Here is a 24,242-nt window from a genome sequence, read left to right as displayed (position 1 = left end):
GCGCGCACCGCTTTCTATACTCTCCCCATTTTGGTTCGCCCGTACTCGACGGATTGCGCCGAAACGCAGCCGACGGACGCACGCCGACCAATGACAGCGCGTCTTTTCGGGGCCTTGGTTTGGTTTTTGCATTTTCCTTCCCATTGCCGGAAGCAACGGGGCTGCGGCCCCTCCAGGGTCGCTCAGCGACCGCCACGGACAGGAGCACGGTTTGGGCAGGTCCCGGATCGACGACATGACCTCGCGTCGCCTCGACCGCCGCAGACCCGCCGGGTCGCGCGCCGGCCAGCGGCCTCCAGATAAAGGCCAACGGACTTCGCCATGACGATCGACGATTCCCTGCACCGCCTGCTGCTGGACAACCTGACCACCGCCACCCTGCTGCTCAACGCCGAGTTGCGCCTGGAATACATGAACCCGGCGGCGGAAATGCTCCTGGCGGTCAGCGGCCAGCGCAGCCACGGGCAATTCATCAGCGAACTCTTCACCGAATCCCAGGAAGCCCTGCACGCCCTGCGCCAGGCGGTCGAGCAGGCGCACCCCTTCACCAAGCGCGAGGCGCAACTGACCTCCCTGGCGGGACAGGCCATCACCGTCGACTACGCGGTGACGCCGATCCTCAATCGCGGCCGGACCCTGTTGCTGCTGGAGGTACACCCCCGCGACCGCCTGCTGCGGATCACCAAGGAAGAGGCGCAGCTGTCCAAGCAGGAAACCACCAAGCTGCTGGTGCGCGGCCTGGCCCACGAGATCAAGAATCCCCTCGGCGGCATCCGCGGCGCGGCGCAGTTGCTCGCCCGGGAACTGCCGGAAGAAAGCCTGCGCGACTACACCGACGTGATCATCGAGGAAGCCGACCGCCTGCGTAACCTGGTGGACCGCATGCTCGGCTCGAACAAGCTGCCGTCCCTGGCGCCGACCAACATCCACGAAGTGCTGGAGCGGGTCAGCAGCCTGGTGGAAGCGGAAAGCCAGGGTGGGATCACCCTGGTGCGCGACTACGACCCGAGCATCCCCGACGTGCTGATCGACCGCGAGCAGATGATCCAGGCGGTGCTGAACATCGTACGTAACGCCATGCAGGCGCTGGCCGGCCAGGGCGACCTGCGCCTGGGGCGGATCACCCTGCGCTCGCGCACCCTGCGCCAGTTCACCATCGGCCACACCCGGCACCGCCTGGTGGCCAAGATGGAAATCATTGACAACGGCCCGGGCATTCCGGCCGACCTCCAGGAAACCATCTTCTATCCCATGGTCAGCGGGCGGCCGGACGGCACCGGCCTCGGCCTCGCGATCACCCAGAACATCATCAGCCAGCACCAGGGCCTGATCGAATGCGAGAGCCATCCCGGCCATACCCTGTTCTCGATCTTCCTGCCGCTGGAACAAGGAGCGACCCCCTCATGAGCCGTAGCGAAACCGTCTGGATCGTCGACGACGACCGCTCCATCCGCTGGGTGCTGGAAAAGGCCCTGCAACAGGAGGGCTTGAGCACCCAGAGCTTCGAAAGCGCCGACAGCGTGCTCGGCCGCCTGGCGCGCCAGCAGCCCGACGCGATCATTTCCGACATCCGCATGCCCGGTTCCAGCGGCCTCGACCTGCTGGCGCGCCTGCGCGAGCAGTACCCCCGCCTGCCGGTGATCATCATGACCGCGCACTCCGACCTGGACAGCGCGGTGGCGTCCTACCAGGGCGGCGCCTTCGAATACCTGCCCAAGCCGTTCGACGTCGACGAGGCGGTCTCCCTGGTCAAGCGCGCCCTGCAGCATGCCCAGGAGCAGCAGGGCCTGGAGGTGCCGGCGGCGCTGGCGCCGACCCCGGAGATCATCGGCGAGGCGCCGGCGATGCAGGAGGTGTTCCGCGCCATCGGCCGCCTCAGCCACTCCAACATCACCGTGCTGATCAACGGCGAGTCCGGCACCGGCAAGGAACTGGTCGCCCACGCGCTGCACCGCCACAGCCCGCGTGCACTGGCACCCTTCATCGCGCTGAACATGGCGGCGATCCCCAAGGACCTGATGGAGTCCGAACTGTTCGGCCACGAGAAGGGCGCCTTCACCGGTGCCGTCAACCAACGGCGCGGGCGCTTCGAACAGGCCGATGGCGGCACCCTGTTCCTCGACGAGATCGGCGACATGCCGGCGGATACCCAGACCCGCCTGCTGCGGGTACTGGCCGACGGCGAGTTCTACCGGGTCGGCGGGCATACCCCGGTGAAGGTCGACGTGCGGATCATCGCCGCGACCCATCAGAACCTGGAAAACCTGGTGCAGGCCGGCAAATTCCGCGAGGACCTGTTCCACCGCCTCAACGTGATCCGCATCCATATCCCGCGGCTGTCCGACCGCCGCGAGGACATTCCCGCCCTCGCCCGCCACTTCCTCGCCCGCGCGGCGCTGGAGCTGGCGGTGGAACCCAAGCTGCTCAAGCCGGAAACCGAGGACTACCTCCAGCACCTGGCCTGGCCGGGCAACGTTCGCCAGCTGGAAAACACCTGCCGCTGGATCACCGTGATGGCCTCGGGGCGCGAGGTGCACATCGACGACCTGCCGCCGGAACTGCTGGCGCAGCCCCAAGATGCGGCACCGATCACCAATTGGGAGCAGGCGCTGCGCCAATGGGCCGATCAGGCGCTGTCCCGTGGCCAGTCGAACCTGCTGGACAGCGCCGTGCCGGCCTTCGAGCGGATCATGATCGAGACCGCGCTCAAGCACACCGCCGGGCGCCGACGCGACGCCGCGGTGCTGCTCGGCTGGGGGCGCAACACCCTCACCCGCAAGATCAAGGAACTCGGCATGAAGGTCGCTGGCGGCGAAGAGGACGACGGCGAAGACGCCTGAAACCCGCGCCCTGCGGCCGTTCCGCCCATGCGGATGGCGCCGCGGCGGCCGCCCGGAAAGCCCTCGTAGAACACCGCCCGCCCGTCGCCGCCCCGTCCGCCGCAGTCTTCCGGTCATGAAACCCGCCTAGCCTTCCACTGCCGGAAGCCGGCTGCGCTCGGCAGGAAAGCACGCGCCCCTGCGAACGCCACGAGTCGAAATGCAAAAGCTGGCACGCGCCCTGCATAGGTTAAATCGACTCCAGTTTCGGGGGCCTTGGTACAGGCAGGCCGGGGATTCCCCTCTTTTATTCCTCCCGCGCGCTGATCGTCAGCCGCCACCCGCCGTCCTCCGCTGTCGCATGCCATTCGGCTCGCAGCGGACGGGCGGCGATCACACGCAGCAACAAACCCTCTTCGGTCTTCTGGATCCGCCATCGGGCCGGGCCCTTGCCCAGCGCCAGGCGGCCCATCCGCGGTTCGCCGGCGGCCTTGAACAGCATGGCGAACGCACCATCGAAGTGCTCGGCGCGCAGTTCCGGCTCGCGGGTGAACCACAAGGCCAGTCCGGCGCCGTGGCTTTCCACCCGCTCCAAACGTACCGGCTCCGGGGCGTTCAGGCGGCCGATCATCATGCCGACGAGCAGGCCGAACAGTGCCAGGGAAAACAGCACCCGCGGCCATAAACGCGGCCTCGGGTCTTCTTCGACGGTAGAATGCCCTCCGTCTTCGGGCTCGGAGCCACTCATGTTCCACGTCATCCTTTTCCAACCGGAAATTCCACCCAATACCGGCAACATTATCAGGCTGTGCGCCAACGCAGGCTGCGGGCTGCACCTGATCGAACCCCTGGGCTTCGAGCTGGACGACAAGCGCCTGCGCCGCGCCGGCCTCGACTACCACGAGTACGCCGAGCTGCAACGCCACGCCAGCCTCGAGGCGTGCCTGGAGCGGCTCGGCCGGCCGCGCCTGTTCGCCTTCACCACCAAGGGCTCCCACGGCTATCACGAAGTCGCCTATCGCCCCGGCGACGCCTTCCTGTTCGGTCCGGAAAGCCGCGGCTTGCCGGCGGAAATCCGCGACGCCCTGCCGCCCGAGCAGCGCCTGCGCCTGCCGATGCGCCCCCAGTGCCGCAGCCTCAATCTGTCCAACAGCGTCGCCGTGGCCGTCTACGAGGCCTGGCGTCAGCAGAACTTCCGCCTGGACTGAAGACGCCCGTCGGCGCCGCTGGTCGGGCGACGGGAAATCCTCGGCACCGTGCAGTCGAATGAACATGAGCCGATCCGGCGTAGCGCTGCGCCGACGCTTCCACCTTTTTCGAAGGCGATGCCATGTCCATTTCCGAAAACCGGGTCACCGGCGGTGTCCTGCCACCCTATCTGCTCGATCACCTCGCGCGCCATGGCGATGACCACCTGCGCGCCTGCGCCAGCGGTACCCTGTCCCTCGATCACCGCCGCGACCTGCTCGGCCGCGATGGCGCCGAGCGGCCGCGCATCGCCGCCGCCCTGGCCGGCACTGCGCAGCGGCACATCTACGACGCCGGCGGGCGCACCGAGCTCCCCGGCGCTCTGGTACGCACCGAGGGCCAGCCGCAAAGCGGCGACGTCGCGGTTGACGACGCCTACGACTACCTGGGCGCCACCTATGCCTTCTTCTGGGAGGTGTTCGGGCGCCACTCGATCGACAACGCCGGCCTGCCGCTGCTGGGCAGCGTGCATTACGGCGAGCACTACGAGAACGCTTTCTGGGACGGCGCGCAGATGGTCTTCGGCGATGGCGACGGTAAGATCTTCAATCGCTTCACCATCGCCCTAGACGTCATCGGCCACGAGCTCAGCCACGGGGTGATCGAGCACGAGGCCGGGCTGGTCTATCAGAACCAGGCGGGCGCCCTCAACGAATCCCTGTCGGACGTCTTCGGCACCCTGGTCAAGCAGTACCACCTGCGGCAGAAGGTCGAGCAGGCCGACTGGATCATCGGCGCGGGGCTGTTCACCGACGCGGTGAAGGCGGTGGGTCTGCGCTCGATGAAGGCGCCGGGCAGCGCCTACGACGACCCGCTGCTGGGCAAGGACCCGCAGCCGGGGCACATGCGCGACCTGGTCGTCACCCGCCAGGACAACGGCGGCGTGCACATCAACTCGGGCATCCCCAATCGCGCCTTCTACCTGCTGGCCAGCGCGCTGGGTGGCTTCGCCTGGGAGAAGGCCGGGAGGATCTGGTACGACACCCTCTGCGACGGGCGCCTGGCCAACGATGCGGATTTCGCCGCCTTCGCCCATCTCAGCGGCGAAGTCGCCGGCGGCCTCTACGGGAAGGAGAGCGCGGAGCGGCGCGCGGTGCTGGCCGCCTGGAAGAGCGTGGGGCTGGGCGAATGAGCCGGCTGCCTCCCCTCGGCCCCTCGACCGTGGTGCGTCTCTGGCGCGAGGGCGGCGTGGCCTTCCTGCCCGCCCGGGCGCAACCCAAGGCCATCGTCTTCGCCGAGTGCAGCGAAACCGAGCGCCAGGCCATCTGCCGCATCTTGGAAGTCAGCGCCCAGCAGGCCAAGGCCCACGAAGGGCAGGCGGGCCGGGGCGATCAGCGCTACTTCCGCATCGAGGTGCAACTGAACGACCAGGACGCGGACGACACCCTCGACCTGCGCGTCCCCGAGACGCAGGCGCCGGAGAGCCTGGTCAAGCTCTGGCGCGAACGCCAGGACTGAGCGACGGACAGAAAAAAGGCGCCCTCGGGCGCCTTTTTTTCATGGCGGCGGATCAGGCCTCGCCGGCGGCCTGCATGCGCTCGAGTTGCTGCGCGTAGAGGGCGTCGAAGTTCACCGGGGACAGCATCAGCGCCGGGAACGAGCCGCGCACCACCAGGTTGTCCAGGGCTTCCCGGGCATAGGGGAAGAGAATGTTCGGGCAGAACGCGCCAAGGGTATGGCTCATGGAGGACGGATCGAGGTTCTTGATCAGGAAGATGCCGGCCTGCTGCACTTCGGCGATGAAGGCGGTCTCTTCCTCGTTCTTCACGGTGACCGACAGGGTCAGCACCACTTCATAGAAATCGCTTTCCAGGGAGCGCTGACGGGTGTTCAGGTCCAGGGCGACGCTCGGCGTCCACTCCTGGCGGAAGATTTCGGGGCTCTTCGGCGCTTCGAACGACAGGTCGCGCACATACAGGCGCTGCAGGGAGAATTGCGGGTTCTGATCGTTCTCGGCGGCGGCGACGTTGTTGGCTTGTTCGGTCATGACGGGATTCTCTTCCATTAGCGATTAAGGGGTTGGTTAAGCAGCGCGTCGAGCTGGCCGGCGCGCTCCAAGGCGAACAGATCGTCGCAGCCGCCCACGTGGGTGTCGCCGATCCAGATTTGCGGCACCGAAGTGCGGCCCGCCTTGCGGGTCATTTCGGCACGGACCTGGGGCTGGCCGTCGACGCTGATTTCCTCGAAGGCCACCTTCTTCTGCGCGAGCAACTGCTTGGCGCGCACGCAGTAGGGGCACCAGGCGCTGGAGTAGACGATCACCTCGGGCATGTCACTTCACCACGGGCAGGTTGTCGCCGCGCCAGCTGCCGATGCCGCCGGACAGTTTCACCGCGTCGAAGCCGGCCTTCTTCAGGTCGCGGCTGGCGGTGCCGGCGTGCTGGCCGATGGCGTCGACCACGATCAGGGTCTTGGCCTTGTACTTCTCCAGCTCGCTCTGGCGACTGGCGAGCTTGTCGAAGGGAATGTTCAGCGCGCCGACGATGTGGCCGCTGGCGAAATCCTTGTTGCTGCGCACGTCCAGCACCACGCCCTGCTCGCTGTTGACCAGCGCGGTCAGCTCGCGGTTGCTGACGGTACGTCCGCCCCGGCGCAGCTCGGTGAAGGCCAGCAGGGCCAGCAATACGGCGAAGATCCCGACGAGGATGTAGTGATGGGTGGCGAATTCGATCAGGTGAGCGAGCATCGAGGGATTTCCGGGCGTTAAAATGCCGGCCAGTATACACAGCCCCACGAAGCGGCCCAAACCCGCCCGGCGGTGACGCCGGTGGAACTTCGCCGTAAAATGCCGCTCCCTTTTTCACCCCCCGCTTTCAAGGAGCCGTCCGCCCGGGGCCGTTTCACGCGTGCCGCGGATCGCGGCCGCGACGACCTCCGGGCGGGTGGCGCGAACCGCCCCCGCGCCCGCCTCTACCGCGTCGCGCCGTACTCAGGACAGCCTCTCATGACAGCCACGCCCAAACCCCTGGTTCTGATCATCTTGGATGGCTTCGGTCACAGCGACAGCCCCGACTCCAATGCCATCCTCGCCGCGCGCATGCCGGTCTACGACCGCCTCTGCGCCACCCAGCCGAACGGGCTGATTTCCGGCTCGGGCATGGACGTCGGCCTGCCGGACGGCCAGATGGGCAATTCCGAGGTCGGCCACATGAACCTCGGCGCCGGTCGCGTGGTGTACCAGGACTTCACCCGGGTGACCAAGTCGATCCGCGACGGCGATTTCTTCGAGAACCCGGCGATCGTCGGCGCCGTGGACAAGGCGGTCGCCGCCGGCAAGGCCGTGCACATCCTTGGCCTGCTGTCCGACGGCGGCGTGCACAGCCACCAGGACCATATCGTCGCCATGGCCGAGCTGGCCGCCCGCCGCGGCGCCGAACATATCTACCTGCACGCCTTCCTCGATGGCCGCGACACCCCGCCGAAAAGCGCCCAGGCGTCCCTGGAGCTGCTCGACGCCACCTTCACCCGCCTCGGCAAGGGCCGCATCGCCTCGCTGGTGGGCCGCTACTTCGCGATGGATCGGGACAACCGCTGGGATCGCGTGCAGGCCGCCTACCAGTTGATCGTCGACGCCAAGGCCGAGTACAGCGCGGACAGCGCCGTCGCCGGCCTGGAGGCCGCCTATGCGCGCGGCGAGAGCGACGAATTCGTCAAGGCCACGCGCATCGGCGCGCCGGCCGCGGTGGCCGACGGCGACGCGGTGGTGTTCATGAACTTCCGCGCCGACCGCGCCCGCGAGCTGTCGCGGGCCTTCGTCGAGAAGGGTTTCGACGCCTTCGAGGCGCGCCAGCCACGCCCGGCCGGCTTCGTCATGCTCACCCAGTACGCCGCCAGCCTCGACGCCCCCAGCGCCTTCGCCCCGGCGAGCTTGCACAACGTGCTCGGCGAATACCTGGCGAACAACGGCAAGACCCAACTGCGCATCGCCGAGACCGAGAAATACGCCCACGTCACCTTCTTCTTTTCCGGTGGCCGCGAAGAACCCTTCGAGGGCGAGGAACGCATCCTGATTCCTTCGCCGAAGGTCGCCACCTACGACCTGCAACCGGAAATGAGCGCGCCGGAGGTCACCGACAGGATCGTCGAGGCCATCGAGCAGCAGCGCTTCGACGTCATCGTGGTCAACTACGCCAACGGCGACATGGTCGGCCACACCGGCGTGTTCGACGCCGCGGTGAAGGCGGTGGAATGCCTGGACGCCTGCCTCGGGCGCATCGTCGAGGCCCTCGACAAGGTCGGCGGCGAAGCCCTGATCACCGCCGACCACGGCAACGTCGAGCAGATGGAAGACGAGTCCACCGGCCAGGCGCACACCGCCCATACCTGCGAGCCGGTGCCCTTCATCTATGTCGGCAGGCGCAAGGTCAGCCTGCGCGAAGGCGGCGTGCTGGCCGACGTGGCGCCGACCATGCTGACCCTGATGGGCCTGCCGGTGCCGGAGGAAATGACCGGCACCAGCATCATCCGGCTGGACTGATCCCCGCGCGCGACACTGAGCCCCCGCCAGGGGGCTTTTTCGTGGCGCGGCCGACGCGGGACTCCTGACGCCCGCGCAAGAATCATTTGCCCGACCGGGCGTATTTAGGCGCGAGGCCCGGCGCCATACTCGACTCCGTTCCTTTCCTACGGAGTCTCATCCATGCAGATTTTCATCACCGGCGCCGGCGGCTTCATCGGCGGCTCCCTCGCGTGCGGCCTGGCCCGCGACGGCCATCGGGTGGTCGGCCTGGTCCGCCGGCCCGAGCAGGTCGGCGAACTCGCCGCCCTGGGTATCGAAGCGGTGCTCGGCGAACTCGACCAGCGCGACCTGCTGATCGCCCAGGCGCAGGCCGCCGATGCGGTGATCAACGCCGCCGACAGCGATCACCGCGGCGCCGTCGAGGCGCTGCTGGACGGCCTCGCCGGGTCCGGCAAGACCTTCCTGCACACCAGCGGCTCGAGCATCGTCGGCGACGCGTCCGGCGGCGAGGGTTCGACGGCGGTCTACCATGAGGACGCGCTCCCCGAGCCGACGCCCGACAAGGCCGCGCGGGTCGCCATCGACCGCCTGGTGCTGCAGGCCGCAAAGCGCGGGGTGCGCAGCGCGGTACTGTGCAACACGCTGATCTACGGTCACGGGCTGGGCCTGCCGCGGGACAGCGTGCAGTTGCCGCGCCTGGTGCGCCAGGCGCGCCGCAGCGGGGTGGTGCGCCACGTCGGCCGTGGGCTCAACGTCTGGTCCACCGTGCATATCGAGGACGTGCTCGACGCCTACCGCCTGGCCCTGCGCCATACCCCGCCCGGCACCTTCTATTTCATCGAGAACGGCGAGGCGGCCTTCCGCGACATGAGCGCGGCGATCGCCCGCGCGCTCGGTCTCGGCGAGGCGCAGGACTGGCCATTGGAGCAGGCGGTGGCCGAATGGGGCTACGAGATGGCCAACTACGGCCTCGGCTCGAACAGCCGGGTACGCGGCGAACGGGCCCGTCGACTGCTGGGCTGGGCGCCGAAACACGCCTCGGTGCTCGATTGGATCGCCACCGAACCGGGCTGAAAGCGGCTGCCGGTCGGCCAAGTGCGCCCCCTGGGCGCCAAGCCGTCGGCGGCCATTTTTTTTGCGCGGCGCCACGGGCATACTAAGCCGCTCTCCCGCCCAGGTGCCGTCCACCTCATGTTTCGCGCCATCACCCTCGTGTTTCTCGCTTGCCTGTTGCATCCGGCCTTCGCCGATCAACGCGAGCAAACCCAGCAACAACTGGAGCAGGCACGCAAGGACGTGGCCGAATTGAAGAAGCTGCTGGAGCAAGTCCAGCAGGAAAAGTCCGGCGTGCAGAAGGACCTGAAAAAGACCGAAACCGAGATGGGCGAGCTGGAGAAGCAGGTCAAGGCGTTGCAGAAGGAACTCAACGACGGCGAGACCGAGCTCAAGCGCCTCGACGAAGAGAAAAAAAAACTCCAGGGCGCGCGCACTGAGCAACAACGCCTGATCGCCATCCAGGCCCGCGCCGCCTACCAGAGCGGTCGCCAGGAGCCGTTGCGGCTGGTCCTCAACCAGCAGCAGCCGGAAAAATTCGCGCGCACCCTCACCTATTACGAGTACCTCGGCCAGGCGCGCCTGGAGCAGTTGAAGACCTTCAACGAGACCCTGCGCCAACTGGCCAACGTCGAAGGTGACATCGATGCCCAGCAGAACCAGCTGATCGCCCGCAAAGGCGAACTGGACGGCCGCGTCGAACAACTCGCCGGGCTGCGCAAGGAGCGCCAGCAGGTGCTGGCCAAGCTGGAAAAGGACGCCTCGGCGCGCGACCAGAAACTCAAGGCCCGCGAGCAGGAACAGGTGGAGCTGGGCAAGGTGCTCAAGACCATCGAGGAGACGCTCGCCCGCCAGGCCCGCGAGGCCGAGGAAGCCCGCAAGCGCGCGGTCGCCGAGGCAGAGGCCGAGCAGGCGCGCCAGCGCGAGCTGAGCCGGCAACGCCCGGACACTCCCCGTCCGCCCGCCACCAAGGCGCCGGGGCCGCTGGTTTCCAGCGCCGGCGGCAATTACGGCGGCCCCTTCGCCAGCGCGCGCGGCAAGTTGCCCTGGCCGGTGAACGGTCGCCTGCTGGCGCGCTTCGGCAGCGCCCGCGGCGACGACGAACGCACCAAGTGGGACGGCGTGCTGATCAGCGCCGCCGCCGGCAGCCAGGTGCACGCGGTGCACGGCGGCCGCGTGGTGTTCGCGGACTGGTTGCGCGGCGCCGGGCTTCTGGTCATCCTCGACCATGGCAATGGCTACCTGAGCCTCTACGGCCACAACCAGAGCCTGCTCAAGGATGCCGGCGACCTGGTCAAGGCCGGCGACCCGATCGCCACCGTCGGAACCAGCGGCGGGCAGGACACACCCGCATTGTATTTCGCCATCCGCCAGCAAGGTCGCCCCAGCGACCCCGTGCAATGGTGTCGCGCGCAGGGATAGGCGCCACCTCTACCTATTAGGAGTCGTTCGACATGCCGCATTTCTTCCGCCCCGCCACGCTTGCCCTGGCCCTGACGCTGGGCGCCGCCGGCGGCGCCTGGGCGCAAGAGCCGCCCGCCTCGATGGCACCGCTGCCGGAGACCGCGCCGACGCCGAACAAGGCGCCGTTGCCGCTCGACGAGTTGCGGACCTTCGCCGAGGTGCTGGATCGGGTGAAGGCGGCCTACGTCGAGCCGGTGGACGACAAGACCCTGCTGGAAAACGCCATCAAGGGCATGCTCAGCAACCTCGACCCGCACTCCGCATACCTGGAGCCGGAAGCCTTCGAGGAATTGCAGGAAAGCACCAGCGGCGAATTCGGCGGCCTAGGCATCGAGGTCGGCATGGAGGACGGCTTCATCAAGGTGGTATCGCCGATCGACGACACCCCGGCCTCCAAGGCCGGTATCCAGCCCGGCGACCTGATCATCAAGATCGACGGCCAGCCGACCAAGGGCCTGTCGATGACCGAAGCCGTCGACAAGATGCGCGGCAAGGCCGGCTCGAAGATCGAGCTGACCCTGGTGCGCGAAGGCGGCAAGCCATTCGAGGTGGAACTGGCCCGCGCGGTGATCAAGGTCAAGAGCGTGAAGAGCCAGCTGCTGGAGAAGGGCTACGGCTACCTGCGCATCACTCAGTTCCAGATCAACACCGGCGAGGAAGTCGGCAAGGCGCTGGCAGCGCTGAAGAAGGAGAACGGCGGCCACCTCAGCGGCCTGATCCTCGACCTGCGCAACAACCCCGGCGGCGTGCTGCAATCGGCGGTGGAAGTCGCCGACCACTTCCTCACCAAGGGCTTGATCGTCTACACCAAGGGACGCATCGCCAATTCCGAACTGCGCTTCAGCGCCGACCCGGCGGACGCCAGCGAGGGCGTGCCGCTGGTGGTGCTGATCAACGGCGGCAGCGCCTCGGCGGCGGAGATCGTCGCCGGCGCCCTGCAAGACCACAAGCGTGGCGTGCTGATGGGCACCGACAGCTTCGGCAAGGGTTCGGTGCAGACCGTGCTGCCGCTGAACAACGACCGGGCGCTCAAGCTCACCACCGCGCTGTACTTCACCCCCAACGGCCGCTCCATCCAGGCCCAGGGCATCGTGCCGGATATCAGCGTGAGCCGGGCCAAGGTCACCCGCGAGCAGGAAGGCGAGATCTTCAAGGAAGCCGACCTCGCCGGCCACCTGGGCAATGGCAACGGCGGGGCCGACAAGCCCACCGGCAAGGCGGCGCGGCAGCAAGCGCGCCCGCAGGACGACGACTTCCAGCTCAGCCAGGCGCTGAGCCTGCTGAAGGGCCTGAACGTCACCCGCGGCGAGTGAGCCGCAACGAAAAAAGCCCGGACGATCCGGGCTTTTTTCTGACCGCCTGATGCGGCGGGACGCTTATAGGTAGCCGTTGGTGACTTCGTCGACGAAACCTTCCGCACGCATCTGGTCCAGGGCCTTCTGCAGGCGCTCGACCACCTCGTCCGGGGTCTCCTTGTTCAGCGCCAGGTAGAGGCCCGCCTCGTTCAGCTTGAGCACGATGCGCATGCCGGTGAACCCTTCCTGGCGCGCCATGTAGCGGCCGGCGGGATCGTCGGTCGCCCACAGGTCGATCTGCCCGCGCTCCAGCTTCTTCACGTTTTCCTGGTCGCGCAGGGCGATCACCAGGGGAATGCCCTGGCTTTCCAGGGACTGGGTGACCGCGTTGTTCTTGTAGGCGCCGACCTTGTACTTGGCCGCGTCCTTGAGGTCCTTGACGGTGATGCCGCTGTTCGGCGCCGCCGCCAGTACCCAGGACGTCCGCCCCAAGGGCCCGACCCACTTGAACGAATTCTCCCGCTCCGGCGTACGGGTGGTGGAGAACAGCCCGTAGTTGGGCTTGTCCTGGGTCAGCTTGTACAGGCGATCCCAGGGAAACCGCAGGGACAGGCTGTACTCGATACCGGCACGCTTGAACATTTCCCTGACGATGTCGGCGCTGATGCCGTCGATGCCGTCGTCGCGGGCGAAGTTCTTGTCGTCTACCGCCATGTTGAAGGGCGGGAAGTTCTCCGTGAGCAGCACCATCTTGTAACCGGCGGGCAGTTCGGCGTGGGCCGTGCCCGCGCAGACGGCCAGGCACAACAGACTACGTTTGAGCGTCTTGAACATCGTAAATACCGTCAGCGTGAATTGTGATTATTGAGCGGCCCGGGGCGGGCCGCGCGACGTCTGAGGATGGTAGGCCGTTGCGGCCGCTGGGCGTTACAGGTAGCTGTTGAGGATGTCGTCGACGAAGCCTTCGGTGCGCATCTTGTCCAGGGCGGCCTGCAGCTTCTGCACGACTTCGTCCGGAATGTCCTTGTTCAACGCCAGGAACAGCTCGGCCTGGTTGAAACGTAGAACCGTCTTCAGGCCGGAGACCCCTTCCTGCTTGGCCAGGTAGCGGCCGGCCGGGTCGCCGGTGGCCCACAGGTCGATCTGGCCTTTCTCCAGCTTCTTGGCGTTTTCCTGGTCACGCAACGTGGTGAGGGGTTCGAGCCCCTGCTCCGCCAGCGTGGCGGCGATGGCGTCGCCCTTGTAGGCGCCGACCTTGTATTGCTTGGCGTCGGCCAGGCTCTTCAGCGACTGGATCGGGCTGTCGCCCTTGGCCAGCAGCACCCAATCGTCCGGACCGATGGGGCCGACCCACTTGAACAGCTTCTCGCGCTCAGGCAGCCGCGCGGTGACGAAGATGCCGTAGCCAGGCTTTTCCAGCGCCAGCTTGTAGATGCGATCCCAGGGGAACCGCAGGCTCAGGGTGTACTTGATGCCGGCGCGCTTGAACATCTCCTTGACGATATCCGTGGCGATACCGTCGATGTTGTCTTCGGCGGCGAAGTTCTTGCCGTTGATCGCCATGTTGTAGGGCGGGAAATTCTCCGTCAGCAGAACCACGCTGTAGTTGGGGTCCACCTCGGCGCGGACGACGGAAGAAAGCACCAAAAAGGTGCCGCAAAGGGCTAACAACAGGCGTTTGCACATAGCGGTTTCATCCATTCACTGCGAAGACGGGACGTTGAGCATAACCAGCGCCGCCGGGGCCGCACAGCCCCGGCCGGCGGGCGCCATCAATAGCTGGACTTGATCTTGTCCAATGCACCTTCGGCGCGCAGGGCGTCGAGAGCGGTCTGCAACTTCTGCACCAATGCGTCCGGTACGTCCTTGTTCAGGGCGAGGTACAGGTCGGCGGTGTGGAAACGGTGCACCACCTTGGTGTTGGCCAGGCCTTCCTGGCGCGCCAGATAGGGGCCGCTGGGGTCGGCGGTGACCCACAGGTCGATCTGGCCTTTTTCCAGTTTCTTCACGTTCTCGTTGTCGCGCAGCGAGGTTTCCACGGCCAGGCCGCGGTCGATGAGATGCTGGCTGATGGCGTCGCCCTTGTAGCCGCCGATGCGGTACTTGGCGGCCTCCTGCAGGCTGCCCACGGTGACCGTGCTGTCGGAGCGGGCCAGCAGCACCCAATCGTTGCTGACGATCGGCCCGACCCATTTGAACAGCGGCTCGCGCTCGGCGGTACGGGCGGTGGAGAACAGGCCGTAGCCGGGATCCTTCAGCGCCTGCTGGTACACCCGGTCCCAGGGAAAACGCAGGATCATCTGGCATTCCACGCCGGCGCGCTGGCATACGGCGCGCATCACGTCGGCGCTGATACCCTTCACGGCGTCGTCCTTGGCGAAATTGCTGCCATTGCTGCTCATGTTGAACGGGGCCAGGTTCTCGGTGAGCAGCACCAGAGATTCGGCACGCGCCAGGGTAGCGCCGAGCGACAGCAGGACAGCGGCGAAGAGCCGGACTACGGGCATAGAAACTCCATTTCGAAAAGATCTTGTATGAGGGTGCGTGGCCGACGTGCGGAGGCGGACGGAACGGCGCGCGGACCCCGCTAGTTTAACGGAGCTTCCCGGGTCTGACTGTCGAGTTTGGCCCAGCTTCGGGCAGATTCGCGACCTGTTTCCGCCATGGCGTCCCCGTTCGCAACCATTGTCCTCGCGCCGGTCACGCTCAGCGGTAGGCGCCCTTGATGGCCTCCGTGCGTCCCTCCTGGGTCATCTGGTCCAGCGCCCGCTGCAGCCGCTGCACCAGTTCGTCGGGCGTCCCCTTGTTGAGCGCCAGGTACATTTCCACGCTCTTGAAGCGCAGCACGGTCTTCAGATTGGTCACCCCCGCCTGTTTGGCCAGGTAGAGACCCGCGGGGTCGCTGGTGGCCCACAGGTCGATCTGCCCGCGCTCCAGCTTGGTGATGTTCTCCTGGTCGCGCAGGGCGTTGTTCGCGGTGACGCCCTGGGTCAGCAGGTATTCGCTCACGGCGTCGTTCTTGTAGGCGCCGACGCGGAAGGCGGCGGCTTCCTTGAGGTCCTTGACGACGATGGGGCTGTTCGCCGGCGCCAGCAGCACCCACTGGTTCTGCACCAGCGGCCCGACCCACTTGAACAGCGCCTCTCGCTCCGGCGTGCGAGTGGTGGAGAACAGGCCGTAATAGGGTTTTTCCAGGGTCAGCTTATAGATGCGGTCCCAGGGAAAGCGCAGGCTGAGGTTGTAGCGGATGCCGGCACGCTTGAACATTTCCCGGATCAACTCGCTGGCGATGCCGGAGATGTCCGGATCGCGGGCGAAGTTCTTGCCGTCGTTGGCCATGTTGAAGGGCGGGAAGTTCTCCGTGAGCAGCGTCACCGGTTGGGCATCGGTGGTCTCGGCGCGCGCGCCGACGGCGGAAAGCAACAGGAACAGCAAGCCCAGGTATACGCAGCGTGTCTTCAGCATAGGTTTCGCCCGCAGCGGGTAGCCGATGAGGCATCCATGCGCCTGCGGGCGCGCAGCCCGCGGTGTCCCTCCCTGGGCGGCGGACCAGCGACCCGCCGCGAGCCGATATCCTCCAAGGATCGCCGGCTCGCGCAGTGCACAGCAATTCATATGCCATCGCCTGGACGCGGGCGAGACCCGCGTCGACGGGATTCAGCGCACGACGATCCCGCGGCTGGCCAGGTAGGCCTTGGCTTCCGGAATGCTGTATTCGCCGAAGTGGAAGATGCTCGCGGCGAGCACCGCGGCGGCCTTGCCTTCGAGGATACCGGCCGCCAGATGCTCGAGATTGCCGACCCCGCCCGAGGCGATCACCGGAATGCTCAGGGCCTCGCTGATGGCCCGGGTCACACCCAGGTCGAAGCCGTTCTTCATGCCGTCCTGGTCCATGCTGGTGAGCAGGATCTCGCCGGCGCCCAGGGCTTCCATCTTTTCCGCCCACGCCACCGCGTCGAGGCCGGTGGGTTTGCGTCCGCCATGGGTGAAAATTTCCCAACGCGGCGTTACGCCCGGCGCGGACACCTTCTTCGCGTCGATGGCGACGACGATGCACTGGGAGCCGAACCGCGCGGCGGCCTCGCCGACGAATTCGGGGTTGAACACCGCCGCGGTGTTGATCGACACCTTGTCGGCCCCGGCGTTGAGCAGGTTGCGGATGTCCTGCACGGTGCGCACGCCGCCGCCCACGGTCAGCGGGATGAACACCTGACTGGCCATGCGCTCGACGGTGTGCAGGGTGGTGTCGCGGCCGTCGACGCTGGCGGTGATGTCGAGGAAGGTGATCTCGTCGGCGCCCTGTTCGTCGTAGCGCCGGGCGATCTCCACCGGGTCGCCGGCGTCGCGGATGTTTTCGAACTTGACGCCCTTGACCACGCGGCCGTTGTCCACGTCCAGGCAGGGGATGATGCGTTTGGCCAGTGCCATGTCGATGCTCTCACGTAGGGTGGGCAGCGCTTCGCGTGCCCACCAGGGCCGTGGAAACCGCGGCGCGGTTTTCCACCCTGCCCGGCTTTGTCCGGGCTATTCCGCTTTGTCTTTCAGGTCGCAGAGGGCCTGGGCCTCGGCCACGTCCAGGGTGCCTTCGTAGATCGCCCGTCCGGTGATGGCGCCGATGATCCCGGGGGTATCGGTGTCGAGCAGGGCCTGGATGTCGCCGAGGTTGTGGATGCCGCCGGAGGCGATCACCGGGATCCGCGTGGCGCGCGCCAGGGCCACGGTGGCGGGCAGGTTGCAGCCCTGCATCATGCCGTCCTTGGCGATGTCGGTGTAGACGATGGCGGCAACGCCGTCGGCCTCGAAGCGCTTGGCCAGGTCGATCACCTGGACCTGGCTGACCTCGGCCCAGCCGTCGGTGGCAACGAAGCCGTCCTTGGCGTCCAGGCCGACGATGACCTTGCCCGGGAAGGCGCGGCAGGCCTCGGCGACGAACTCGGGGCGCTTCACCGCCTGGGTGCCGATGATCACGTAGCTCACCCCGGCACGGACGTAGTGTTCGATGGTGTCCAGGCTGCGGATGCCGCCGCCGATCTGGATCGGCAGCGTCGGGTAGCGGCGGGTGATGGCGGTGACCACCTCGCCGTTCACCGGCTGGCCCTCGAAGGCGCCGTTGAGGTCGACCAGGTGCAGGCGCCGGCAGCCGGCGTCGACCCATTTCGCGGCCATGCTCACCGGGTCGTCGGAAAACACCGTGGAATCGTCCATGCGGCCCTGGCGCAGGCGCACGCAGGCGCCGTCCTTCAGATCGATGGCGGGGATGATGAGCATGATCTTTCCTTCTTCGAGGGGGCCGGAGCCGCGGCTGACGCGCTCCGCCCCGCCAGGGTGGTCAATTCTTCTCCAGCGCCCAGAGGTCGCTTTCGATACTCTCGAAACGGTCCTTGAGGTGCGTCTGCACGTCGAAGATCGCCTTGTTGTAGTAGTAGGGCGCCACTTCGCGGGTGAACAGCTCGAGCACTTCCTGGACCTCGAAGGACCCCAGCGACAGCTCGAAGCGTTCCTCGAGGAAACGCTGCAAGGCCTGGATGGCGGCCTTCTCCTGAGCGGCATCGAGGGTCAGGATGGGGGTCTTGGCTTTGCCTCGGCTCATGGATGCATCGCCTACCAGCGGCCATCCCAGGCGGCGAAGTTCTGCAACAGCTGCAGCCCGTGGGTGTGGCTCTTCTCCGGGTGGAACTGCACGGCGAAGCGCGATCCCTCGGCGAGCGCGGCGGCGAAATCCAGGCCGTAGTGGCCGCGGCCGACCACCTGTCGCGGGGCGCCCGCCGCGATGTAGTAGCTGTGCACGAAATAGAAGCGCGCGCGGTCGGGGATGTTGTGCCAGAGCGGATGGTCGACGCTCTGCGTCACCTCGTTCCAGCCCATGTGCGGCACCTTCAGCGCCTCGCCGTCCTCCACCAGGGTCTTGCCGAAGAAGCGCACCTGGCCGGGAAACAGGCCGATGCAGTCGACGCCGTCGTTCTCCTCGCTGCGCTCCATCAGCGCCTGCATGCCGACGCAGATGCCGAGGAACGGGCGATCCTGGCTGACCTCGCGAACCAGTGCGTCGAAGCCCAGGCGACGAATCTCCGCCATGCAGTCGCGGATCGCGCCGACGCCGGGGAACACCACCCGGTCGGCCTCGCGGATCACGCCGGCATCGCTGGTCACCAAGACCCGGCCGGCGCCGACGTGCTCCAGGGCCTTGGCCACCGAATGCAGGTTGCCCATGCCGTAGTCGATCACCGCCACCGTCTGCATCACAGGCACCCTTTGGTGGAAGGCATCTGCCCGGCCATGCGCTCGTCCAGCTCCACGGCCATGCGCAAGGCGCGACCGAAGGCCTTGAACACGGTCTCGATCTGGTGGTGGGTGTTGTGCCCGCGCAGGTTGTCGATATGCAACGTCACCTGGGCGTGGTTGACGAAGCCCTGGAAGAACTCCATGAACAGGTCCACGTCGAAGCCGCCGACGCTGGCGCGGGTGTAGGGCACGTGCATCTGCAGGCCGGGGCGCCCGGAAAAGTCGATCACCACCCGCGACAGTGCCTCGTCCAGCGGCACGTAGGCATGCCCGTAGCGGCGGATGCCCTTCTTGTCGCCGACGGCCTGGGCGAAGGCCTGGCCCAGGGTGATGCCGACGTCCTCGACGGTGTGGTGATCGTCGATGTGCAGGTCGCCCTTGCAGTGGATATCCAGGTCGATCAGCCCGTGGCGGGCGATCTGGTCGAGCATGTGCTCGAGGAAGGGCACGCCGATGTCGAAGCGGGCCTTGCCCGTCCCATCCAGATTGATCGAGGCCCTGATCTGGGTTTCCAGGGTATTGCGCTCGACGGATGCCGTACGTTCGGCCATCACCAACTCCGCGAAATCATGGGACGAAAGGGTCGGCATTATAGGCCGAGAACGACGCGGGCTTGAAGCGAGTCGGTCCATCCCGGCGACGGGCGCCGCCGCGGCCGTTCGGCGCAGAGGCCGCCGTGTACCCGGCGGCGTCGCCCGAGCGGCCTGCGCACCGGCCCCGCCCATGTACGCACGAAGGGCGCGCCGTCGCGACCCGGCCAGGGAACCGCTGCGCCGCCGCCCCCTCCAAGCCTCTGCCGCGCACCGCGGACCCTGCGGGTTATACTCGCCGCCCTCTCCCGTGACACTTCGAAAGGATGCCTCCATGAAAGCGCTCGGCAAGATCCTGGGTCTGTTCCTCCTCGGACTGTTGCTGATCATCGTGGCTCTTGGCTTCGCCCTGACTCACCTGTTCGACCCCAACGACTACAAGGACGAGATCCGTCAGTTGGCCCGCGACAAGGCCAACCTGGACCTGACCCTCAAGGGCGAGATCGGCTGGAGCCTGTTCCCCTGGCTCGGTCTCGAACTGCACGACGCCACCCTGGCCAGCGCCGCCAGCCCGGACAAACCCTTCGCCGACCTGCGCATGCTCGGCCTGTCGGTGCGGGTGATGCCGCTGCTGCGCAAGCAGGTGCAGATGAGCGACATCCGCGTCGAGGGCCTCAACCTGACCCTGCAACGGGACGAGAACGGCCACGGCAACTGGGAAGGAATCGGCCGTCCGGCCCAGGCCTCCGCCACACCGGGCGACGCCCCGGGCACGGCGTCCACGCCGGCGGACAATCCGCCGACGCCGCCGGAGCACCCGGCCCAGCCGCTGAAGCTGGACATCGACAGCCTGTCGGTCAACGACGCCCGCATCGACTACCACGACGCCAAGAGCGGCCGGCAGTACAACGTCGAAAGCGTGCAACTGAGCACCGGCGCGATCCGCGAAGGCGCAAGCATCCCGCTGAAACTCTCCGGCTTCTTCGGCACCAACCAGCCGGTGCTGCGGGCCAAGACCGAACTGAGCGGCAAGCTGCGCTTCGACCGCGCGCTGCGGCGCTATCAACTGGAGGACGCCAAGTTCGGCGGCGAAGCTTCCGGCGAACCCCTCGGCGGCAAGACCCTGACCTTCTCCGCCCAGGGCCAGTTGCTGCTCGACCAGGCCGCCCAGGTCGCCGAATGGAACGGCCTGAAGCTGTCCGCCAACCAGTTGCGCCTGCTCGGCGAACTCAAGCTGCGCGACCTGGACAAGGCGCCCAAGCTCGAAGGCGGCCTGTCCATCGCCCCGTTCGACCTGCGGGAGTTCCTCGCCGGCGTGGGCGTGGAGCTGCCGGCCATGGCCGACGCCAAGACCCTGGGCAGCTTCGAACTGTCCAGCCGGCTCAGCGGCAGTGCCGACAGCCTGGCCCTGGAAGAGCTGAACCTGAAGCTCGACGACAGCCGCTTCAGCGGGCGCGTCGCCGCGCCCGACTTCGCCCGCCAGGCCTTGCGGGTACAGCTCAAGGGCGACCGCCTCGACCTCGACCGCTACTTGCCGCCCAAGGACAAGGACGCCAAGGGCGCCGGGGCCGCGCGCCAGGCCGAAGTCCAGGGCAGCGTCGCCGACGCCGGCGTGGCCGGCACCACCCCATTGCCCGACGCGCCTACCCAGCAGGCCTGGAGCGAGGCGCCGCTGCTGCCGCTGGAGCGCCTGCGCAAGCTGGACCTGGAAGCCAGCCTGAGCTTCGACCAGTTCACCCTGGACCGCCTGCCGATGGAAAGCGTCACCCTGGAGCTGGAGAGCAAGGCCGGGCTGACCACCCTCAAGCAGTTGCGCGGCGAACTCTTCAACGGCAAGTTCGACCTCGACGCCACCCTGGACGCGCGCCCCGCCGTGCCGCTGCTCAGCCTGCACCCGCAACTGAGCGGCGTACCCCTGGAAAAGATCCTCCAGGCGCACCAGGAGAAGCCGCCGGTCAAGGGCCTGCTCGCCCTGGACGGCAATTTCCGCGCCCAGGGCAACAGCCAGAAAGCCTGGATCGACAGCCTCGACGGCACGGCGAATGTCGCCCTGCAAAAAGGCGTGCTGCTCGACGCCAACCTCGAGCAGCAACTCTGCCAGGGCATCGCTACCCTCAACCGCAAGACCCTCAGCGGCGAGCCGCGCGGCCGCGACACGCCCTTCGAGGAACTCAAGGGCACCTTGAACATCCGCAACGGCGTGGCCAGCAACCCGGACCTCAAGGTGCGCATCCCGGGGCTGACGGTGAACGGCGAGGGCGACCTCGACCTGCGCGTGCTCGGCATGGACTATCGCGTCGGCATCGTCATCGAGGGCGACCAGCGCGAGATGCCGGACCCGGCCTGCCAGGTCAACAAACGCTACGTCGGGCTGGAATGGCCGCTGCGCTGCCGCGGCCCGCTGGAACTGGGCGCCAAGGCCTGCCGTGTGGACAAGGAAGGCCTGGGCAAGGTGGCCGCCAAGCTGGCCGGCGACAAGCTCAACGAAAAGATCGAGGAAAAGCTCGGAGACAAGGTGAGCCCGGAACTCAAGGACGCGCTCAAGGGGCTGTTCAAGCGATGAGCCCCGAGCAATTCTCCGAGGCCGTCCTCGACTGGTACGACCGCCACGGGCGCAAGGACCTGCCGTGGCAGCAGGGCGTCACGCCCTACCGGGTCTGGGTATCGGAAGTCATGCTGCAACAGACCCAGGTCGCCACCGTCCTCGATTATTTCGACCGGTTCATGGAGGCGCTGCCCACCGTCGAGGCCCTGGCCGCCGCCCCGGAAGACGAAGTCCTGCACCTCTGGACCGGCCTCGGCTACTACAGCCGCGCACGCAACCTGCATAAGGCGGCGAAGCGCGTGGTGGAGGCGTTCGACGGCGAGTTCCCGCGCGACGTGGAAGCCCTCGCCGAACTCCCCGGCATCGGCCGCTCCACCGCCGGGGCGATCGCCAGCCTGAGCATGGGCCTGCGCGCGCCCATCCTCGACGGCAACGTCAAGCGCGTCCTGGCCCGCTACGTGGCCCAGGACGGCTATCCCGGCGAACCCAAGGTGGCCCGCCAGCTCTGGGCCATCGCCGAGCGCCTGACCCCCGAGCGACGCGTCGCCCACTACACCCAGGCGATGATGGACCTGGGCGCGACCCTCTGTACGCGCAGCCGGCCGCTGTGCCTGCTCTGCCCGGTCCAGACGGGCTGCCGCGCGCACCTGCTCGGCCTGGAAACCCGCTACCCCTGGCCCAAGCCGCGCAAGGAACTGCCGCAGAAACGCACCCTGATGCCACTGCTGGCCAACCGCGAGGGCGCGATCCTGCTCTACCGGCGCCCCTCCAGCGGGCTCTGGGGCGGCCTCTGGAGCCTGCCGGAGCTGGACGACCTGGACGCCCTCGCGCCCCTCGCCAGCCGCCACGCGCTCCAGCTCGGCGAACGCCGCGCACTGCCCGGCCTCACCCACACCTTCAGCCACTTCCAACTGGCCATCGAGCCTTGGCTGGTGCGGGTGGAAGGCGAGGTCCCCGCCGTGGTCGAGGGCGACTGGCTCTGGTATAACCTCGCCACCCCGCCGCGCCTCGGCCTCGCCGCCCCGGTGAAGAAGCTGCTCAAGCGCGCGGAAGCCGAATTGCACCAGCAGCCGGCCTGACGTCGGGCTCGACCCCGCCCAGGGACCAGGCCGCGCCCGAGTCATCGCAGGAGACCGTCCATGACCCGCACCGTCCATTGCCGCAAGTACAACGAAGAGCTGCCCGGGCTCGACCGCCCGCCCTACCCCGGCGCCAAGGGCGAAGACATCTACGCCAACGTGTCCAGAAAAGCCTGGGACGAATGGCAGAAGCACCAGACCATGCTGATCAACGAGCGCCGGCTGAACATGATGAACGCCGAGGACCGCAAGTTCCTCCAGGCGGAAATGGACAAGTTCCTCTCCGGCGAGGACTACGCCCAGGCCGACGGCTACGTTCCTCCCAGCCCGTAAGCGTCGGTAAAGGCTGAAAATTTTTTCGCGCCCGGCTTGACACCCCCTCGCGAAATCCGTTTAATGCGCCCCGTTGCCCAGGTAGCTCAGTCGGTAGAGCAGGGGATTGAAAATCCCCGTGTCGGCGGTTCGATTCCGTCCCTGGGCACCATGAACAACGTCCGCCCCGCGGACACGAAGAACCGGCCCCTAGCGGCCGGTTTTTTTATGCCTGCTTTTTTGCTGCGCAGCTCGCCCTGGGGTCATTCGCCTCGCAGGATTGCGCTCGGGCACCGCTTCGCAGCAGCGTCCAGCTCGCCAAGGCGCTACCCTGACGGTCCTTGCGCGCACGGCTCAGAGGGAACAGCCATCGATGGCTTGTGCTCCCCAGTGAGAAGAAGAGCCTTACGAGGGCGCTCGGCTGCCAAGGCGTCCCTCAAGGGGGCGATGGCGCTTCCGCCTTCGACCCGCACAGAGCTTTACCAACCGCCGTGCCGTCACTCGAGATCGATTTCCATATCGGGGCGCCAAGGGGTTGAAGAAGGGAGATCGCGACCATCGGGCTTTCAATGATGAAGATGACAGCGGCCATAAGAGGCATCGCCTTGTGCTTCGCGCTGGTCCAGCATGCGGCGTCGGCCAGCTCGACGACGCCTGAATCCACTGCGGTCGAATTCTATCGCTGGTACATCAAGACGCTTACCTTGAATGAAGAGCCGACCGAGGCCGAGCGAACCATGCTTCGTTATGTCACGAAGCCTTTATGGCGTTCGGTCAAGAAAGAACAGCTCACGGACAATTCCGGTTCGGACTACTTCATCAAGGCCCAGGATTACTACGACGACTGGCTGGACGCGATATCGACCACCGCGGCGAGGCAGGAAGGGGGCCGGGCGGCGCTATTCGTCACCCTGGGCGCCACCGCGGAAAGCACCCACCGCCTCGCCGTCGATCTGCTGAAAGAGCGAGGGACCTGGAAAATCCACCGGGTCCGGCGGGTCTGCGCCGGACAACCGGAAGAGGCCGACGAGCCCTGCGTAGCCAATCCTGACTGATCTATCCGATCCCTCGACGGAGCGAGGCCGTCCCCCAGATCGTCGGCATCGGTTCCGCGCCATCAATCATGGGTCGGTGCGCCCCTGATTTCCGGCGGCGG

General features: G+C 67.0%; 26 protein-coding genes and 1 tRNA gene. 14 read left to right on the top strand and 13 right to left on the bottom strand.

Features of this window, described 5'->3' with window-relative positions; translation table 11 throughout:
* Positions 1–321 precede the first annotated feature (321 nt).
* Positions 322–1,407, top strand: a complete 1,086-nt coding sequence (gene glnL, locus OGL92_RS19890; protein WP_263147031.1) for a nitrogen regulation protein NR(II) — start codon at positions 322–324, stop codon at positions 1,405–1,407.
* A complete protein-coding gene (gene ntrC / locus OGL92_RS19885; RefSeq protein WP_263147027.1) occupies positions 1,404–2,840 on the top strand; it encodes a nitrogen regulation protein NR(I) in 1,437 nt (478 codons plus the stop codon). Before glnL ends, ntrC begins: the two co-directional genes overlap by 4 nt.
* Before the next feature lie 286 nt (positions 2,841–3,126).
* On the opposite strand, the gene OGL92_RS19880 is transcribed toward ntrC, so the two are convergent.
* Positions 3,127–3,567: a hypothetical protein gene (locus OGL92_RS19880; RefSeq protein WP_263147025.1), complete on the bottom strand. Its 441-nt coding sequence runs from the start codon at positions 3,565–3,567 to the stop codon at positions 3,127–3,129.
* Here OGL92_RS19880 and trmL point away from each other — a divergent pair.
* From trmL to OGL92_RS19865, 3 genes are all read left to right on the top strand, one after another.
* Complete coding sequence (gene trmL / locus OGL92_RS19875; protein WP_263147024.1) at positions 3,566–4,027, top strand: tRNA (uridine(34)/cytosine(34)/5-carboxymethylaminomethyluridine(34)-2'-O)-methyltransferase TrmL; 462 nt, start codon at positions 3,566–3,568, stop codon at positions 4,025–4,027. The two genes, OGL92_RS19880 and trmL, sit on opposite strands and share 2 nt — an antisense overlap.
* A 128-nt stretch (positions 4,028–4,155) precedes the next feature.
* Positions 4,156–5,199, top strand: coding sequence for a M4 family metallopeptidase (locus OGL92_RS19870; RefSeq protein WP_263147091.1), 1,044 nt, complete (start codon positions 4,156–4,158; stop codon positions 5,197–5,199).
* On the top strand, positions 5,196–5,525 hold the full coding sequence (locus OGL92_RS19865; protein WP_263147022.1) for a protealysin inhibitor emfourin: 330 nt from the start codon (positions 5,196–5,198) through the stop codon (positions 5,523–5,525). Before OGL92_RS19870 ends, OGL92_RS19865 begins: the two co-directional genes overlap by 4 nt.
* A gap of 52 nt (positions 5,526–5,577) precedes the next feature.
* Here the strand turns inward: OGL92_RS19865 and secB are convergent, their stop codons facing one another.
* Genes secB through OGL92_RS19850 form a run of 3 tightly spaced genes read right to left on the bottom strand, consistent with a single transcriptional unit; the run spans position 5,578 to position 6,753 of the window.
* Positions 5,578–6,054, bottom strand: coding sequence for a protein-export chaperone SecB (secB, locus tag OGL92_RS19860; RefSeq protein ID WP_263147020.1), 477 nt, complete (start codon positions 6,052–6,054; stop codon positions 5,578–5,580).
* 17 nt (positions 6,055–6,071) lie between these two features.
* Positions 6,072–6,338: a glutaredoxin 3 gene (grxC, locus tag OGL92_RS19855; RefSeq protein ID WP_263147018.1), complete on the bottom strand. Its 267-nt coding sequence runs from the start codon at positions 6,336–6,338 to the stop codon at positions 6,072–6,074.
* A gap of 1 nt (position 6,339) precedes the next feature.
* Entirely contained in the window at positions 6,340–6,753 is a 414-nt protein-coding gene (locus OGL92_RS19850) for a rhodanese-like domain-containing protein (protein ID WP_263147015.1), read from the bottom strand.
* 258 nt (positions 6,754–7,011) lie between these two features.
* Between OGL92_RS19850 and gpmI the strand changes: the two genes are divergently transcribed.
* The 4 genes from gpmI (at position 7,012) to OGL92_RS19830 (ending at position 12,356) form a co-directional block, all read left to right on the top strand.
* Positions 7,012–8,544 carry a 2,3-bisphosphoglycerate-independent phosphoglycerate mutase gene (gpmI, locus tag OGL92_RS19845; RefSeq protein WP_263147012.1) on the top strand — a complete coding sequence of 511 codons (1,533 nt, stop codon included), beginning with the start codon at positions 7,012–7,014 and terminating at the stop codon, positions 8,542–8,544.
* A 162-nt stretch (positions 8,545–8,706) separates the two neighbouring features.
* Complete coding sequence (locus OGL92_RS19840) at positions 8,707–9,600, top strand: NAD-dependent epimerase/dehydratase family protein (protein WP_263147007.1); 894 nt, start codon at positions 8,707–8,709, stop codon at positions 9,598–9,600.
* Between the two features lie 117 nt (positions 9,601–9,717).
* A complete protein-coding gene (locus OGL92_RS19835; RefSeq protein ID WP_263147005.1) occupies positions 9,718–11,001 on the top strand; it encodes a murein hydrolase activator EnvC in 1,284 nt (427 codons plus the stop codon).
* Positions 11,002–11,033: 32 nt separating this feature from the next.
* Positions 11,034–12,356, top strand: a complete 1,323-nt coding sequence (locus tag OGL92_RS19830; RefSeq protein ID WP_263147003.1) for a S41 family peptidase — start codon at positions 11,034–11,036, stop codon at positions 12,354–12,356.
* Positions 12,357–12,419: 63 nt separating this feature from the next.
* On the opposite strand, the gene OGL92_RS19825 is transcribed toward OGL92_RS19830, so the two are convergent.
* The 9 genes from OGL92_RS19825 to hisB form a co-directional block, all read right to left on the bottom strand.
* Positions 12,420–13,172 carry an ABC transporter substrate-binding protein gene (locus OGL92_RS19825; RefSeq protein WP_263147000.1) on the bottom strand — a complete coding sequence of 251 codons (753 nt, stop codon included), beginning with the start codon at positions 13,170–13,172 and terminating at the stop codon, positions 12,420–12,422.
* 93 nt (positions 13,173–13,265) lie between these two features.
* On the bottom strand, positions 13,266–14,024 hold the full coding sequence (locus OGL92_RS19820; RefSeq protein ID WP_263146998.1) for an ABC transporter substrate-binding protein: 759 nt from the start codon (positions 14,022–14,024) through the stop codon (positions 13,266–13,268).
* Between the two features lie 86 nt (positions 14,025–14,110).
* Complete coding sequence (locus OGL92_RS19815; RefSeq protein ID WP_263146997.1) at positions 14,111–14,845, bottom strand: transporter substrate-binding domain-containing protein; 735 nt, start codon at positions 14,843–14,845, stop codon at positions 14,111–14,113.
* A 199-nt stretch (positions 14,846–15,044) separates the two neighbouring features.
* Positions 15,045–15,803 (bottom strand): ABC transporter substrate-binding protein, encoded by a 759-nt coding sequence (locus OGL92_RS19810; protein WP_263146995.1) that lies wholly within the window; start codon positions 15,801–15,803, stop codon positions 15,045–15,047.
* 192 nt (positions 15,804–15,995) lie between these two features.
* Positions 15,996–16,766: an imidazole glycerol phosphate synthase subunit HisF gene (gene hisF, locus OGL92_RS19805; protein WP_263146992.1), complete on the bottom strand. Its 771-nt coding sequence runs from the start codon at positions 16,764–16,766 to the stop codon at positions 15,996–15,998.
* Between the two features lie 96 nt (positions 16,767–16,862).
* A complete protein-coding gene (hisA, locus tag OGL92_RS19800) occupies positions 16,863–17,606 on the bottom strand; it encodes a 1-(5-phosphoribosyl)-5-[(5-phosphoribosylamino)methylideneamino]imidazole-4-carboxamide isomerase (RefSeq protein ID WP_263146990.1) in 744 nt (247 codons plus the stop codon).
* A gap of 61 nt (positions 17,607–17,667) precedes the next feature.
* A complete protein-coding gene (locus OGL92_RS19795; RefSeq protein ID WP_263146988.1) occupies positions 17,668–17,928 on the bottom strand; it encodes a DUF2164 domain-containing protein in 261 nt (86 codons plus the stop codon).
* A gap of 11 nt (positions 17,929–17,939) precedes the next feature.
* Positions 17,940–18,578, bottom strand: a complete 639-nt coding sequence (hisH, locus tag OGL92_RS19790) for an imidazole glycerol phosphate synthase subunit HisH (protein WP_263146985.1) — start codon at positions 18,576–18,578, stop codon at positions 17,940–17,942.
* Entirely contained in the window at positions 18,578–19,171 is a 594-nt protein-coding gene (gene hisB / locus OGL92_RS19785) for an imidazoleglycerol-phosphate dehydratase HisB (protein ID WP_263146984.1), read from the bottom strand. The genes hisH and hisB overlap by 1 nt, the downstream gene beginning before the upstream one ends.
* Positions 19,172–19,484: 313 nt before the next feature.
* On the opposite strand from hisB, the gene OGL92_RS19780 reads away from it, so the two are divergent.
* From OGL92_RS19780 to OGL92_RS19760, 5 genes are all read left to right on the top strand, one after another.
* Positions 19,485–21,713 (top strand): AsmA family protein, encoded by a 2,229-nt coding sequence (locus tag OGL92_RS19780; RefSeq protein ID WP_263146982.1) that lies wholly within the window; start codon positions 19,485–19,487, stop codon positions 21,711–21,713.
* A complete protein-coding gene (mutY, locus tag OGL92_RS19775) occupies positions 21,710–22,774 on the top strand; it encodes an A/G-specific adenine glycosylase (protein ID WP_263146980.1) in 1,065 nt (354 codons plus the stop codon). The genes OGL92_RS19780 and mutY overlap by 4 nt, the downstream gene beginning before the upstream one ends.
* A gap of 60 nt (positions 22,775–22,834) precedes the next feature.
* Positions 22,835–23,107 carry an oxidative damage protection protein gene (locus tag OGL92_RS19770; RefSeq protein ID WP_263146977.1) on the top strand — a complete coding sequence of 91 codons (273 nt, stop codon included), beginning with the start codon at positions 22,835–22,837 and terminating at the stop codon, positions 23,105–23,107.
* A 75-nt stretch (positions 23,108–23,182) separates the two neighbouring features.
* Positions 23,183–23,258, top strand: a tRNA-Phe gene (locus OGL92_RS19765).
* Positions 23,259–23,655: 397 nt separating this feature from the next.
* Positions 23,656–24,141, top strand: a complete 486-nt coding sequence (locus OGL92_RS19760) for a YbjP/YqhG family protein (protein WP_263146975.1) — start codon at positions 23,656–23,658, stop codon at positions 24,139–24,141.
* The last annotated feature ends 101 nt before the right edge of the window (positions 24,142–24,242 follow it).

Source organism: Pseudomonas sp. RIT-PI-AD (assembly GCF_025642785.1).
Classification (GTDB): Bacteria; Pseudomonadota; Gammaproteobacteria; order Pseudomonadales; family Pseudomonadaceae; genus Pseudomonas_T.
Note: the sequence above shows the minus strand (reverse complement) of the source record. Positions and strands in the feature narration are given on the sequence as shown.

Bases quoted from the DNA above. Each gene is read 5' to 3' on its own strand.
- OGL92_RS19770 (WP_263146977.1), top strand. From the start codon at position 22,835: ATGACCCGCACCGTCCATTGCCGCAAGTACAACGAAGAGCTGCCCGGG.
- OGL92_RS19825 (WP_263147000.1), bottom strand. From the start codon at position 13,172: ATGTTCAAGACGCTCAAACGTAGTCTGTTGTGCCTGGCCGTCTGCGCG.
- OGL92_RS19880 (WP_263147025.1), bottom strand. From the start codon at position 3,567: ATGAGTGGCTCCGAGCCCGAAGACGGAGGGCATTCTACCGTCGAAGAA.
- OGL92_RS19780 (WP_263146982.1), top strand. From the start codon at position 19,485: ATGAAAGCGCTCGGCAAGATCCTGGGTCTGTTCCTCCTCGGACTGTTG.
- OGL92_RS19760 (WP_263146975.1), top strand. From the start codon at position 23,656: ATGATGAAGATGACAGCGGCCATAAGAGGCATCGCCTTGTGCTTCGCG.
- grxC (WP_263147018.1), bottom strand. From the start codon at position 6,338: ATGCCCGAGGTGATCGTCTACTCCAGCGCCTGGTGCCCCTACTGCGTG.
- trmL (WP_263147024.1), top strand. From the start codon at position 3,566: ATGTTCCACGTCATCCTTTTCCAACCGGAAATTCCACCCAATACCGGC.
- OGL92_RS19865 (WP_263147022.1), top strand. From the start codon at position 5,196: ATGAGCCGGCTGCCTCCCCTCGGCCCCTCGACCGTGGTGCGTCTCTGG.
- OGL92_RS19835 (WP_263147005.1), top strand. From the start codon at position 9,718: ATGTTTCGCGCCATCACCCTCGTGTTTCTCGCTTGCCTGTTGCATCCG.
- hisH (WP_263146985.1), bottom strand. From the start codon at position 18,578: ATGCAGACGGTGGCGGTGATCGACTACGGCATGGGCAACCTGCATTCG.
- OGL92_RS19830 (WP_263147003.1), top strand. From the start codon at position 11,034: ATGCCGCATTTCTTCCGCCCCGCCACGCTTGCCCTGGCCCTGACGCTG.
- OGL92_RS19820 (WP_263146998.1), bottom strand. From the start codon at position 14,024: ATGTGCAAACGCCTGTTGTTAGCCCTTTGCGGCACCTTTTTGGTGCTT.
- hisB (WP_263146984.1), bottom strand. From the start codon at position 19,171: ATGGCCGAACGTACGGCATCCGTCGAGCGCAATACCCTGGAAACCCAG.
- secB (WP_263147020.1), bottom strand. From the start codon at position 6,054: ATGACCGAACAAGCCAACAACGTCGCCGCCGCCGAGAACGATCAGAAC.
- OGL92_RS19850 (WP_263147015.1), bottom strand. From the start codon at position 6,753: ATGCTCGCTCACCTGATCGAATTCGCCACCCATCACTACATCCTCGTC.
- OGL92_RS19795 (WP_263146988.1), bottom strand. From the start codon at position 17,928: ATGAGCCGAGGCAAAGCCAAGACCCCCATCCTGACCCTCGATGCCGCT.
- ntrC (WP_263147027.1), top strand. From the start codon at position 1,404: ATGAGCCGTAGCGAAACCGTCTGGATCGTCGACGACGACCGCTCCATC.
- hisA (WP_263146990.1), bottom strand. From the start codon at position 17,606: ATGCTCATCATCCCCGCCATCGATCTGAAGGACGGCGCCTGCGTGCGC.
- OGL92_RS19840 (WP_263147007.1), top strand. From the start codon at position 8,707: ATGCAGATTTTCATCACCGGCGCCGGCGGCTTCATCGGCGGCTCCCTC.
- hisF (WP_263146992.1), bottom strand. From the start codon at position 16,766: ATGGCACTGGCCAAACGCATCATCCCCTGCCTGGACGTGGACAACGGC.
- OGL92_RS19815 (WP_263146997.1), bottom strand. From the start codon at position 14,845: ATGCCCGTAGTCCGGCTCTTCGCCGCTGTCCTGCTGTCGCTCGGCGCT.
- gpmI (WP_263147012.1), top strand. From the start codon at position 7,012: ATGACAGCCACGCCCAAACCCCTGGTTCTGATCATCTTGGATGGCTTC.
- glnL (WP_263147031.1), top strand. From the start codon at position 322: ATGACGATCGACGATTCCCTGCACCGCCTGCTGCTGGACAACCTGACC.
- mutY (WP_263146980.1), top strand. From the start codon at position 21,710: ATGAGCCCCGAGCAATTCTCCGAGGCCGTCCTCGACTGGTACGACCGC.
- OGL92_RS19810 (WP_263146995.1), bottom strand. From the start codon at position 15,803: ATGCTGAAGACACGCTGCGTATACCTGGGCTTGCTGTTCCTGTTGCTT.